The sequence below is a fragment of the Ruegeria sp. CL7 genome (genome assembly GCF_056536445.1).
Genome location: NZ_JBQFPQ010000001.1, coordinates 1,187,817 through 1,200,490, shown reverse-complemented (window position 1 = coordinate 1,200,490; position 12,674 = coordinate 1,187,817). Strand labels below are relative to the sequence as shown.

Genomic DNA, 12,674 nt, shown 5'->3' with positions numbered 1-12,674 from the left:
GAGGGTGGATCAGACCAGTCGAACCTGTGTGCCAACTTTTACCAGCGGATACAGCTCTTCGACATGCTGGTTGTACAGGCCAATGCAACCGGACGAGCTCTGACGACCGATCTTGCGCGTGTCGTGCGTGCCATGGACAAGATAGGCAGGCCAACCCAGATACATGGCGCGGGTTCCCAGTGGGTTGCCGGGATCGCCACCTTCCATCCGAAGTGGCAGCGAAGGGTCACGTTCGCGCATTGATGCCGTAGGTGTCCAGCTTGGGAATTCGGTTTTACGCACAACTTTCGTGTACCCGCGTTTGGTAAGCTCTTCGCTCATGGGCACGGAACTTGGGTACAGTTTGTAGGTGCCGTCAGGCCCCCAGTAATGGACGGCGCGGCTGGTGATGTCGGCCAGCAGGCATCCAACGCCCAATTCATCGAAATGGTCCTGCCAACTCTGTTGCGAGAAGGACGATATATTGCGTCGGACCGGCAATTGCGTACTGATCGCGTCTTCCGTTTCAGGGAAAGCATCCGTGCTTTGTGCCCGAACAAGGGCAGGTGTTGCCACCAAAGAGGCCACGCCCAGCAAGGCAGAGCGACGGGTTATACGAGATTGGGACAAGGTTGCCTCCGATAAGTTCACTGCTCAGTACAATGTTCACGCCAAAATATGGGTGTTGGTTGGATTTTTCCAGAGTGAACCACTTGAATTTCCTGTGACCGATTGGACGAAAGCAGGTTTTTCGGCGGAAAGATGCAAAAAGCCCGGCCGTTGAACGGGCCGGGCTTCAAGCGTCATGAAACTGTAGGATCAGTCCATTGCTTTGAAGTTAAACTCGCCACCTTCCTTGATGCCAGACGGCCAGCGTGCGGTCACGGTTTTGGTGCGGGTGTAGAACTTGAAGCTGTCCGGGCCGTGCTGGTTCAGATCGCCGAACATGGATTTCTTCCAACCGCCGAAGGTGTGATAGGCCAGCGGAACCGGGATCGGAACATTGATGCCGACCATTCCGATGTTTACACGGCTGGCAAAGTCACGTGCGGTATCACCATCGCGGGTAAAGATCGCGGTGCCGTTTCCGTACTCGTGATCCATCGCCAGTTTAAGGGCCTCTTCGTAAGAACCCGCGCGCACGGTGGACAGAACCGGGCCAAAGATTTCCTGTTTGTAGATGTCCATCTCGGGCGTCACGTTGTCGAACAGGTGCGGGCCGACAAAGAAACCGTCCTCATAGCCTTGCAGGCTGAAGTCGCGGTTGTCGACAACCAGTTTCGCACCCTGTTCGACGCCTGAATTGATCAGGCCCAGAATGCGCTGTTTCGCGGCCGCTGTTACTACAGGGCCCATGTCGACATCGTCACCAGCGGTGTAGGGGCCCACTTTTAGCTTTTCGACGCGCGGGATCAGCTTTTCGATCAGCTTGTCTGCGGTTTCTTCCCCAACGGGAACCGCGACAGAGATTGCCATGCAGCGTTCGCCGGCCGCACCGAAACCAGCGCCAACCAGCGCGTCCGCGGCCTGATCCAGATCGGCGTCGGGCATGACGATCATATGGTTCTTGGCACCGCCGAAGCACTGTGCTCGTTTCCCATTCGCGGTTGCGCGGCTGTAGATATACTGTGCGATCGGGGTTGAACCCACAAAGCTGACGCCCTGAATAATCTCGCTGTCGAGGATGGTGTCGACAGCTTCCTTGTCGCCGTTTACGACCTGGAAAACGCCTTTGGGCAGGCCGGCTTCGACGAACAGTTCAGCCAGCATCAGGGGCACGGACGGGTCGCGTTCGGACGGTTTCAGAACAACGGCGTTACCGCAGGCCAGCGCAGGGCCAACATGCCAGAGCGGCATCATGGCCGGAAAGTTGAATGGCATGATCGAGCCGACAACGCCCAGAGGCTGGCGCATTGAATACATGTCAATGCCGGGGCCCGCGCTGTCGGTAAACTCACCCTTCAGCATCTGCGGCGCGCCAATGCAGTATTCGATCACTTCCAGACCACGCTGCAAATCACCCTTGGCGTCGGGGATGGTTTTGCCGTGCTCACGACTCAGCGCTTCGGCCAGTTTGTCCATGTCGCGGTTCATCAGGCCGACCATGGCCATCATGACGCGCGCGCGCTTTTGCGGGTTGGTTGCGCCCCATGCGGGCTGGGCCGCAGCGGCGGCCTCGATCGCGGCGGTGGTTTCCGCTGCACTGGCCATCGGGCACTTGTATTGAACTTCACCCGTTGCCGGGTTGTAGACGTCGTCGAAACGACCGGACGTTCCGGCGACCATTTCGCCGTTCAGGAAATGGGTCAGGTTTTGCATCAATAGCTCCTCCGATAGATTTGCGCGCAGAATAGGCTTGCAGAAATCCCGCGAACAGAGGCAATGTCTCAAAAGAGTTTTGCAAAAATGCAAAAGGGATCAAAATGACCCCAAACTGGGATGATATGCGGATATTCTTGGCTGTCGCGCGCGAGGAAAGCCTGTCATCCGCTGGTCGTATCCTGAAGATCGACCCGGCCACCGTTGGTCGGCGCATTGCGCGCCTGGAGGCGACGCTGGATTCCACATTGTTCACCAAGTCGCAGCAAGGCTATGTTCTGACCCCGGCGGGACAGCGGCTGTTGGAACACGGGCTGCACGCAGAAGAAGCGATGCGCGCGGCGGCCGGGGCGGTAACAGGACCAACGAAAACCCTGAGCGGGCAAATCCGGATTGGCGCGCCGGACGGCAGTGCCAACTATCTGCTGCCGCAGGTGTGTGCCAAAATCAGCGACGCAAACCCTGATCTGGACATTCAGATCCTGGCGCTTCCGCGTGTGATCAACCTGTCCCGTCGCGAGGCGGATATGGCGGTTACGGTCAGTGCGCCGACCGCCGGTCAGCTGCTGGTGAAGAAAATCAGCGACTACAAGCTGCACATGGTCGCGACCGAAGAGTATCTGAAGCGACATGATCCGATCCGGAGCATAGCTGACCTGAAGGGCCACAGGTTGATCGGCTATATCCCTGATATGATCTTTGACCGGGAACTTGACTACCTGAATGACATTGGCGTTGACCGTGTCGCTCTTGCATCGAATTCGGTATCGGTTCAACTGCGGCAGGTCTGCCTGGGAACAGGGGTTTGCGTGGCGCATGATTTCACGTTGCCATTCCACCCGGGGCTTCGGAAAATCCTGACGGATCAAGTGAGTTTGACGCGCAGCTTCTATCTGGTCAGGCATCAGGGTGACCAGCGCAACGAGCGGTTGAACCGCTTTGCGGATGCCCTGACACGCGGTATTCGCGATGAAGTGCTTCGTTTGGAAGCAGGCCCCGACGCTTGACAGGTCGCGGCAATCGCGCAACGCTTTGGAATAAGTGTTATTATTCCGGAGGTATTCTTCATGCTAGTTCAGGCCATCCTGAAGTCCAAAGCGACAGATGGTGTCGTGACCGTGGCGTCAACGGCGACAGTCTCAGAGGCCTCGAAGATTCTTGCGGACAAGCGCATCGGTACGGTCGTTGTTTCCGACGATGGTGGCAATACCGCGGTCGGCATCCTGTCAGAACGTGACATCGTCCGGGAATTGGCGGCCAGCGGCAGTGGTTGTCTGAACCAACCGGTTAAGTCTTATATGACCCAGAACCTCGTCACGGCGACGCGCCAGACCACCGTGGAAGACATCATGTCCCGTATGACAGAGGGGCGCTTTCGCCACATGCCGGTGGTTGAAGACGGAAAACTCGTAGGCATTGTCACTTTGGGTGATGTGGTGAAGGCTCAGCTTTCCGAACTTGCGATGGAAAAAGATGCCCTTGAAGGCATGATAATGGGGCACTGACGACAAGGGTTGCCCAAGCAATCACTTGCACCTGCAGCAAAGTTATGTTTGCTTGCGCAGAAATTTTGTTGCGCAGGAGGGCGCGATGCGGGTTGGATTGTATCCTGGAACCTTTGATCCCATCACCATGGGGCACATCGATATCATCCGTCGGGCGGCAGCTTTGGTGGACAAACTGGTTATCGGTGTGGCCATCAACCGGGACAAGGGCCCTCTGTTCTCGCTGGAAGAGCGCGTGGCCATGATCGAAGCGGAATGCGCCCGGCTGTCCGAGCAGACCGGAACCGAAATCATCGCGCACCCCTTCGAAAACCTGCTGATTGATTGTGCGCGGGATGTAGGCGCACAAATCATCGTGCGCGGCCTGCGTGCGGTTGCCGATTTTGAATACGAGTTTCAGATGGTCGGCATGAACCGGGCTCTGGACGATTCGATCGAGACCGTGTTCCTGATGGCCGAAGCGCGTCATCAGGCGATCGCGTCCAAGCTGGTGAAGGAAATCGCCCGGTTGAACGGGGACGTGTCGAAATTCGTCACGCCCCGTGTCAATGATGCGCTGAAAAAAAGGTTAGGCTAGGGCACCCATTGCGGCCGCCGTATCAAGCATCCGGTTCGAAAAGCCCCATTCATTGTCATACCACGCCAGCACACGAACCAGCGTGCCATCAGTAACCTTGGTTTCAGCCAGTGACACGGTCGAGCTGTGCGGGTCGTGATTGAAGTCGATGGAAACCAGAGGACGGCTTTCCGCGGCAAGAACGCCGGGGATTTTGGCAGCCGCATCGACGAACAGTTGGTTGACCTCTTCTTCGGTCGTGGGGCGTGAAACCTCGGCCACAAGATCAACGACCGAGACATTCGGGGTTGGAACGCGGATGGCCTGACCGGTCAGTTTTCCTTTGAGTTGCGGCAGCACCAGGCCCACGGCAGCGGCCGCACCGGTTGTCGTGGGGATCATCGACAGCGCCGCCGCTCGGGACAGGTAGGGATCTTTTCCCACTGTATCATGCACAGGCTGGCTGGCAGTGTAAGCGTGAACAGTGGTCATGTTGCCGTGCTTGATACCAAGGCCGGCATCCAGAGCGGCAGCAACAGGAGACAGGCAGTTGGTGGTGCAGGATGCGTTTGACACCACCAGATCATCGGCGGTCAGTTCGCCATCGTTGACGCCAAAGACGATGGTTTTCACACCGCCGTCACCTCGGGCCGGGGCAGAGATCAGAACTTTCCGGGATCCGTTCTTGAAGTGACGTTCCGCCGCCTCGCGCGTACGAAACACACCCGTACATTCCAGAACGACGTCAATATCCGACCAGGGCAGATCCTCGGGGTTGCGCTCGCTACTCAGCCGAATTGGACCACGACCAACGTCCAGACCTGCATCGCTGAGCGTAACCGGGTTGGGATAGCGGCCGTGAACGCTGTCAAATTCAAACAGGTGCGCGTTCATTTCGGGTTTTCCAAGATCGTTGATCGCGACGATCTCAACGTCTGTACGTCCGCTTTCCATCACCGCGCGCAGAACCCCGCGCCCGATCCGTCCAAATCCGTTGATCGCCAGTTTCAAGGTCATGGTCTGCTCCGTCCAAATGTCTCAGTAAGATGAGTTAGCGCTAACAATGACAGATCAAGCGAAATGTCAAGGAAAACCTCTGTCAGCGCCAGAAAGCGAGCCAGTCCAGAAAGTCGTAAAGCTTCTTTCCGAGGAAAAGCAGATGTTCGGTGCCGTACAGCGCTACATCCAACATGATAACGCCGAGAAGAAGAAGGCCGAGCCAGATAGCGATTTGGTTGGTCATGGCTGTCCCGAACGTAAAATGCCCGCTCAGATAACCTGAGCGGGCATCAAGGTACAAGCGAAGTCCGAAGGGTCAGTTAAGGCGGCCCATCGCAACAGCTACGTCGGCCATACGAACCGAGAAGCCCCATTCATTGTCATACCAGGCCAGAACGCGGACCATGCGGTCATCGACGACGCGGGTCTGATCCGGTGCAAAGATCGAGCTTTCCTCGGTGTGGTTGAAGTCGGTCGACACCAGCGGAGCGGGCTCATATCCCAGAACGCGCTGCATCGGGCCTTTGGCGGCCTCTTCGACGATCGCGTTGATTTCCGCCGTGCTTGTGTCGCGTGAGGCACGGAACGTCAGGTCCACCGCCGAAACATTCGGGGTTGGGACGCGAATGGCGGAACCGTCCAGGCGGCCTTTCAGGTTCGGCAGAACTTCACCCAGCGCCTTGGCGGCGCCGGTCGAGGTCGGGATCATCGACATTGCAGCAGCGCGGGCGCGGTAGAGGTCGCTGTGGCGACGGTCCAGTGTCGGCTGGTCGCCTGTGTAGGCGTGGATGGTCGTCATGATACCGTGTTCGATACCGACGCCCTCGTCCAGCACCTTGGCCAGCGGGGCGAGGCAGTTGGTCGTGCACGAACCGTTCGATACCATGTTGTCATTGGCGGCCAGCGTGTTGTGATTGACGCCGAAAACGATGGTCTTGTCCACGTTCTTGCCCGGAGCCGACAGCAGTACCTTGCCGGCGCCACGTTCCAGATGCGTTTTGGCCTTCAGGCCATCGTTGAACTTACCGGTGCATTCGAGGACGACGTCACAGCCTTCCCAGTCCAACTCGGTCATGTCGTAGGTCGAGAACATCTGCATCGGGCCGCGACCCAGATCCATGGTATTGCCGTCAATGGTGACGTCGCGCGGAAAACGCCCGTGAACACTGTCATATTTCAGCAGATGCGCCGAGGTTTCCAACGGGCCAGTTGCGTTGACTTTGATCACTTCGATGTCGTTGCGCCCGGACGCGGCGATGTGCGACAGGGTGCAGCGGCCAATACGGCCAAAACCATTGATACCGACCTTGATGGTCATAAGATGTCTCCAGATGCGCTTGCCTTGAGGGCCATATAACGGCGAAAAAGGAATCTCAAAAGGGCAAAAGCGGCATATTTTTAAGGTGTTAGCGCAAACCTGCGCCGGTTGCGCTAACGCTTGCGCTAGCCGTTGGATCAGGTAGGGTCCGGTTGGCGACAGCAGATTGAAGGGAAACGCGATGAGTGGTCTTTTGGCCCTGTTGGATGATGTGGCGGGCATTGCCAAGGTTGCGGCGGCATCAGTGGACGATGTGGTTGCGGCGGCAGGCAAAGCGGGGGCCAAAACCGCCGGTGTGATCATCGATGACGCAGCGGTGACGCCGAAATATGTGCAGGGTTTCGCCCCGGCGCGCGAGTTGCCGATCATCTGGCGCATTGCGCGCGGGTCGATCTTCAACAAGATCATACTCTTGCTGCCCGTCGCCTTGTTGCTGGCCAATTTTGCGCCGTGGCTGATCACGCCCTTGTTGATGCTTGGCGGGTCATATTTATGTTTTGAAGGGGCCGAGAAGATTTTTCATGTTCTGTTTCCTCATGGCAGCCATGTGATTGAGGACGACATGAAAATCCGCGATCCGGGCCACCTGGAGGAGCAAAAGGTCAAGGGCGCCATCAAGACTGATTTCATCCTGTCTGCCGAGATCATGACCATTGCACTGGCGGCGATCGAAGCCCCGAACCTGTGGATGCAGGCCGCTACGCTGGCTGTTGTCGGGATCGGCGTGACGGTGGCCGTCTATGGATCCGTCGCGTTGATCGTGAAAATGGATGATGTGGGACTTTTTCTGGCGCAGAACGCGCCAACACCTATCGGTCGCGGTCTGGGCCGAGGGTTGGTCAAGGCAATGCCCGGGGTGATGAAAACACTGTCCATTGTCGGAACTGCCGCGATGCTGTGGGTGGGGGGCTCGATCGTCATCCACGGGATGGAGGTTCTGGGTTTTGGCTGGCTGGGACATCATATCCATGATTGGGCCTATGCCATTGGACATTCCGCGTCTGATCAATGGGTTGGTGCGGTTGAGTGGGTATCCAAGGCCACGATGGATGGCGTATTTGGTTTGGCTTGGGGATTGGTTTTGATCCCGGTGGCAACCAAGATAATCATGCCCCTGTTCAGCAAATCCGAAACGCATTGAAACCAAAATGAAAAGAGCGGCCAAAGCCGCCCTTTGCTCGATCAGAAGGGACTGTCTTACAGTCCCAACAATTCCTTGACCTTGGCCACAGTTGCTTCGGCCGTAATGCCGAAATGCTTGTACAGCTCACCGGCAGGGGCCGAGGCGCCAAAGCTGGACATGCCGATGAAGCCTGCCTTGGCTTCGCGGCCACGCTCGCCCAGCAGCCAGCGATCCCAGCCACCGGCGCGCACGGCGGCCTCGATGCCGACGCGGACCGGACCGGCAGGCAGTACCCGCTTGCGATAGGCTTCGTCCTGCTCGGCGAACAGCTCCATGCAGGGCATCGAGACGACGCGGGTGCCGATGCCTTCGGCTTCGAGCATCGCTTTGGCTTCCATGGCCAGCGAAACCTCGGAACCTGTTGCAATCAGGATCGCCTGACGCTTGCCCTCGGCCTCGGCCAGAACATAGGCGCCTTGTGCGGTCAGGTTCTTGGTCTTGTGATCCTTGCGCACGGTCGGCACGCCCTGGCGGGTCAGCGACAGGACCGAGGGGCTGTCCTTGAAGGTCAGCGCCAGTTCCCAGGCTTCGGCGGTTTCGATCGTATCGGCGGGACGGAACACATAAGTGTTCGGCGTCGCGCGCGAGATGGCCAGATGTTCCACCGGCTGGTGGGTCGGGCCATCCTCGCCCAGACCGATCGAGTCATGGGTCATTACGAAAACCGACGGGATCTTCATCAGTGCCGCCAGCCGCATGGACGGGCGGGCATAATCGGTGAAGGCCATGAAGGTACCGCCATAGGGGCGGATACCGCCGTGCAGCGCCATGCCGTTCATCGCAGCGGCCATGCCGTGCTCGCGAATGCCGTAATGGATATAGCGGCCCTTGCGGTTTTCCGGCAGGAACACGCCCATATCAGCCGATTTTGTGTTGTTCGATCCGGTCAGGTCAGCCGAGCCGCCAACAGTCTCGGTCATGATCGGGTTCACGACGTTCAGAACTTTTTCGGACGAGGCGCGGGTGGCCAGTTTCGGCTGCTCTTCAGACATCTGCTTTTTGAACGCACGAATGGCGCCAGCCAGCCGCTTGGGGGCCTCAAATGCATAGGCGCGTTTGAATTCGGCCTGTTTCCTCTCGGAAAGCTGGGCAAAACGTTCTTCCCAAGCCCCACGTTCGTCTGCGCCGCGTGCACCAATGGCTTCCCAAGCGGATTTGACGTTGGCTGGAACTTCGAATGTGTCGTGCGGCCAACCATAGGCCTCTTTCGCGGCTTTCAGCTGATCCTGATCCGTCAGTGCCCCATGACCTTTCGAGGTGTCCTGCGCAGCATGACCCAGAGCGATATGGGTTTCACAGGCGATCATGGTTGGTTTTTTGGACTTTTTCGCCTGAACAATGGCCGCATCGATGGCCTTGGAGTCATGGCCGTCGATTTCAATCACGTGCCAGCCAGAAGCCGCAAACCGGCGGACCTGATCGGTGCGATCAGCGATATCGACAGTGCCGTCGATGGTGATGTTGTTGTTGTCCCAGAAGACGATCAGTTTGCTCAGCTCATGGCGGCCGGCCAAAGTGATCGCTTCCTGACTGACGCCTTCCATCAGACAGCCGTCGCCCGCGATCACGTAAGTATAGTGATCCACGACCTTCTTGCCGTAATGCGCGCGCTGGATTTCCTCGGCCATGGCGAAACCCACGGCATTCGAGATACCCTGACCAAGCGGGCCGGTCGTGGTTTCAACACCATCGATCAGAAAGTTTTCAGGGTGGCCCGCGGTCTTGGCGCCCAACTGGCGGAAATTCTTGATCTCTTCCAGCGTCACGTCGGCATGACCGGTGAGATAGAGAAGTGAATAGACCAGCATCGAACCGTGGCCAGCCGACAGGATGAACCGATCGCGGTCCGGCCAGTTCGGGGCCGAGGCGTCGAATTTCAGGTGCTTTTCGAACAGAACGGTCGCAACATCGGCCATGCCCATCGGCATGCCGGAATGGCCGGAATTTGCGGCGGCGACGGCGTCAAGGGTCAGGGTGCGGATGGCCGCAGCTTTGTCCCAGTGTTCGGGGTTGGCTTTGCGCAGCGCAGTCAGGTCCACGGGCGTTGTTCCTTTGGATAAAAAGCAGATTGCGCGCTCAATACCATTCAGCACCCAAAGTGCAAGCGGAACCGGGCTTTGGCAACGCCCGATAGGTGAAGAGCGAGGCCCAAGTGATTGAAACCAAACAGTGGGTATTTTCTGTCGCATTCCGTTAGACTGTCGGCAAGCGGGATTCGGTTTTGATTCGGATCACTTCGCGACAGAATGAACCTTGATAAAGAGGTGACAGGGGCATGAGCCAGTTAGAGGAACTACAGCACCGCATTATTGCTGCGATGGATCGTATCAGTGCGGGCGTCGAAGGGTTGGGCGGTGCGTCCCGGAATGCTGAAGTAAGTGAGAGGCTTCAGGCCGAACTTGAAGACGAAAGAGTTGCCAATGCGCAGCTTCAGGAACGACTGAAGACCCTGAAAGAGCAGCACGAAAAACAAGTGGACGCGCTGCGTGCCGATCTGGAGGAGCTGCGCACGGAACCAGCGGGTGCCGCCGACGCGGATGCGCTGCGAACAGAGCTGGAAGAAGCCCGGGCGAAAATCGCGTCTGTCGAAGCGGCCCGCGCCGAGCTGGCCGAGGCCAAGGCGGCCTTGGACAACAATGCCGAACTGGACGCGTTGAAGGCCGAGAACGAAAGACTGCGCGCCGAACTTGACGGCATCGAAGATCCTTCGGCGGTGAAAGCCGAGCTTGAGCAATTGCGTGAATTGCTTGCTCAGGCAAAAGAAGTCGAGGCGGAAAACAGCCGCCTCAAGGCACAACTTGAAGATACGGTACGGGTCGATGATCTGAGCGCCGAGCTTGAGATGCTGCGGGCCGAACGGGCCAGCCATGGCGCTGCGATGTCCCGGCTGGATGACGATCTGCAACGTATGCGCAAGGCGAACGAGCAGTTGCGGAATTCCGTAGAAGAGTTGCGTTCCGCGGCCGCAGAAGGGCTGACGGATGCTGAATTGCTGAACCGCGCCACCGTTGCCGAGCTTGAGGCGACGCGTGCGGCGCAGGCTTCGGACGCCGCCGAAGCGCAGGCCGTGTTGGCACGGTTGGAACCTCTGCTGTCGCAGGCAAAACTTGTAGAAGGTGAGGTAGAGTAATGCCCGAGGTAACCATTCATATTGGCGGGCGGGGTTTTGACGTGTCCTGCCGGGACGGGGAAGAACCCTTTCTGCAGGCGGCCGCCAAAATGCTGGATGACGAAGCGCAGGTTCTGTCCGATCAGATTGGGCGGATGCCCGAAGCGCGTATGTTGCTGATGGCCGGTCTGCTGCTGGCCGACAAGACGGCGGCAACGGAAGACAAGGTCAAGTCGCTGGAGGCCAGGCTGGCCGAGGCCGAGGCCGAGCTTCAATCGCTGAGAAATGCGCCCGTGCCGGAACCTGAACGTATTGAAGTCGCGGTGGTGCCGCCATCCGTCACGGATACGCTGGCCGAGCTGGCAGCACGTGCGGAAGCGCTGGCTTCCGTCGTCGAGGAGAAGAAGGCACAATGACCTATCTGCGCAATTTCTTCTGCGGTGCTTTGCTTGTTTTCCCGGCAACATCTGCACTCGCCGAAATCGACATTCTGTCTGTCACCTTTACCTGCGAGAACGGCGTGCCGTTGCCGGTGACCTATTTCAATGCACCCGACGGTTCAGGCGCGGCGGCGACGATGGTGGACAACACTCTGGTCGCGATGCGCCAGGTCGAAAGCGGATCGGGCATCCGCTATGAATCTCTCGGAGCCGAAGGAACCTATATCCTGCGCTCAAAAGGTTGGAACGCGTCAATCAGCTATTTGGCGGCAGGCGCCGCCAATGAGCAGGCTATTTATCAGAATTGTTCCAGCCGATAGGCAGGATTACGCGTTTGCTTCGCGGATTTTGTCGGCTGCTTCCTTGTTGTAGCCGACACCGTTTTCATCAAACAGCGTGTCCAGTTCGCCGGACAGGGTCATTTCGGTGATAATGTCGCAACCGCCTACGAATTCGCCTTTGACATACAACTGCGGCACGGTCGGCCAGTCGGAATAATCCTTGATGCCCTGACGCACATCTTCGTCGGCCAGTACGTTCACGTCGGTGTATTCAACACCCATGTAGTTTAGAACGCCGGCAACACGGGACGAGAAGCCACATTGAGGCATTTCCTTGGTGCCTTTCATGTACAGCACCACGTCATTGGCTTTGACGGTTTCGTCGATCTGGGTTTTTACATCGGTCATTTTGCGTTTCCTTTGCTCTTCGGCATCATAGCTTTGGCGTAGTCTTGAGGGTCTTTGGGGACACGATATTGCGTGGAATGCCCTCCGCCAGACCCGCCTGAATCATAGTTTGCGTGGATTGTGCGATAACCTATCCCAGGAAGCGATCCGCGCTTTGGTTGCGGTTCGTTTTTGGATCGGCTCCAAGCCAATAGCGCGACAAGCACGACAAAGACAGTGACCGCAATTGAGATTACAATCGCATGTTCCATTTTACTCCGGCACTTTGGTGGTCAGCGCCAGCGCGTGCAACTCACCATCTGGGCCATCCATCTTGCCTTTCAGCGCGGCATAAACGGCACGCTGCTGTTGTACCCGGTTCTTTCCGCGAAAGCTCTCATCCACCACCATGGCAGACATATGAACACCGTCATTTCCGCCGACCTGAATCTCGGCGTCGGGAAAGGCTTCGCGCAGCAGGTGTTCGATTTCGTGGGCGCTCATCGGCATGTAGATAACTCCAGAAGGTCTTTCCCAAGATGTAGAGCGCATGAACCGGGCGTGCAAGAGCACTGGCACATGCAAAAACAACCAAACC

General features: G+C 57.8%; 15 protein-coding genes. 7 read left to right on the top strand and 8 right to left on the bottom strand.

The features are described from left to right. Window positions 1-9: 9 nt before the first annotated feature. A complete protein-coding gene (locus ACR0LI_RS06080; protein WP_171632735.1) occupies window positions 10-609 on the bottom strand; it encodes a L,D-transpeptidase in 600 nt (199 codons plus the stop codon). 189 nt (window positions 610-798) lie between these two features. Next, window positions 799-2,298, bottom strand: a complete 1,500-nt coding sequence (locus ACR0LI_RS06075; RefSeq protein WP_171632733.1) for a CoA-acylating methylmalonate-semialdehyde dehydrogenase — start codon at window positions 2,296-2,298, stop codon at window positions 799-801. 104 nt (window positions 2,299-2,402) lie between these two features. On the opposite strand from ACR0LI_RS06075, the gene ACR0LI_RS06070 reads away from it, so the two are divergent. The 3 genes from ACR0LI_RS06070 to coaD all read left to right on the top strand — a co-directional run bounded on the left by ACR0LI_RS06070 (window position 2,403) and on the right by coaD (window position 4,380). After that, entirely contained in the window at window positions 2,403-3,305 is a 903-nt protein-coding gene (locus tag ACR0LI_RS06070; protein WP_152457867.1) for a LysR family transcriptional regulator, read from the top strand. 60 nt (window positions 3,306-3,365) lie between these two features. Then, on the top strand, window positions 3,366-3,803 hold the full coding sequence (locus ACR0LI_RS06065) for a CBS domain-containing protein (RefSeq protein WP_171632726.1): 438 nt from the start codon (window positions 3,366-3,368) through the stop codon (window positions 3,801-3,803). 85 nt (window positions 3,804-3,888) lie between these two features. Beyond that, a complete protein-coding gene (coaD, locus tag ACR0LI_RS06060) occupies window positions 3,889-4,380 on the top strand; it encodes a pantetheine-phosphate adenylyltransferase (protein ID WP_152457869.1) in 492 nt (163 codons plus the stop codon). Here coaD and gap (ACR0LI_RS06055) read toward each other — a convergent pair. From gap (ACR0LI_RS06055) to gap (ACR0LI_RS06045), 3 genes are all read right to left on the bottom strand, one after another. Beyond that, complete coding sequence (gap, locus tag ACR0LI_RS06055) at window positions 4,372-5,376, bottom strand: type I glyceraldehyde-3-phosphate dehydrogenase (RefSeq protein ID WP_152457870.1); 1,005 nt, start codon at window positions 5,374-5,376, stop codon at window positions 4,372-4,374. The genes coaD and gap (ACR0LI_RS06055) overlap by 9 nt on opposite strands. An 82-nt stretch (window positions 5,377-5,458) precedes the next feature. Continuing rightward, window positions 5,459-5,602: a hypothetical protein gene (locus ACR0LI_RS06050; protein WP_171632722.1), complete on the bottom strand. Its 144-nt coding sequence runs from the start codon at window positions 5,600-5,602 to the stop codon at window positions 5,459-5,461. A 72-nt stretch (window positions 5,603-5,674) separates the two neighbouring features. After that, window positions 5,675-6,676, bottom strand: a complete 1,002-nt coding sequence (gene gap, locus ACR0LI_RS06045; protein WP_152457871.1) for a type I glyceraldehyde-3-phosphate dehydrogenase — start codon at window positions 6,674-6,676, stop codon at window positions 5,675-5,677. A gap of 181 nt (window positions 6,677-6,857) precedes the next feature. On the opposite strand from gap (ACR0LI_RS06045), the gene ACR0LI_RS06040 reads away from it, so the two are divergent. Then, on the top strand, window positions 6,858-7,817 hold the full coding sequence (locus tag ACR0LI_RS06040) for a DUF808 domain-containing protein (protein WP_480718181.1): 960 nt from the start codon (window positions 6,858-6,860) through the stop codon (window positions 7,815-7,817). Window positions 7,818-7,873: 56 nt separating this feature from the next. Here ACR0LI_RS06040 and tkt read toward each other — a convergent pair whose 3' ends face one another. After that, on the bottom strand, window positions 7,874-9,898 hold the full coding sequence (gene tkt, locus ACR0LI_RS06035) for a transketolase (protein ID WP_480718180.1): 2,025 nt from the start codon (window positions 9,896-9,898) through the stop codon (window positions 7,874-7,876). Window positions 9,899-10,134: 236 nt separating this feature from the next. On the opposite strand from tkt, the gene ACR0LI_RS06030 reads away from it, so the two are divergent. From ACR0LI_RS06030 to ACR0LI_RS06020, 3 genes are read left to right on the top strand one after another with little or no spacing between them, the layout of a single operon-like run. After that, window positions 10,135-10,989, top strand: a complete 855-nt coding sequence (locus ACR0LI_RS06030; protein ID WP_480619297.1) for a hypothetical protein — start codon at window positions 10,135-10,137, stop codon at window positions 10,987-10,989. Continuing rightward, window positions 10,989-11,384 (top strand): cell division protein ZapA, encoded by a 396-nt coding sequence (locus ACR0LI_RS06025; protein WP_171632712.1) that lies wholly within the window; start codon window positions 10,989-10,991, stop codon window positions 11,382-11,384. Before ACR0LI_RS06030 ends, ACR0LI_RS06025 begins: the two co-directional genes overlap by 1 nt. Next, complete coding sequence (locus ACR0LI_RS06020; RefSeq protein WP_171723341.1) at window positions 11,381-11,728, top strand: MliC family protein; 348 nt, start codon at window positions 11,381-11,383, stop codon at window positions 11,726-11,728. Before ACR0LI_RS06025 ends, ACR0LI_RS06020 begins: the two co-directional genes overlap by 4 nt. Window positions 11,729-11,734: 6 nt before the next feature. Here ACR0LI_RS06020 and grxD read toward each other — a convergent pair whose 3' ends face one another. Both grxD and ACR0LI_RS06010 read right to left on the bottom strand, forming a co-directional pair. Next, window positions 11,735-12,097: a Grx4 family monothiol glutaredoxin gene (gene grxD, locus ACR0LI_RS06015; protein WP_171116094.1), complete on the bottom strand. Its 363-nt coding sequence runs from the start codon at window positions 12,095-12,097 to the stop codon at window positions 11,735-11,737. A gap of 252 nt (window positions 12,098-12,349) precedes the next feature. Next, entirely contained in the window at window positions 12,350-12,586 is a 237-nt protein-coding gene (locus tag ACR0LI_RS06010; RefSeq protein ID WP_152457878.1) for a BolA/IbaG family iron-sulfur metabolism protein, read from the bottom strand. Window positions 12,587-12,674 lie beyond the last annotated feature (88 nt).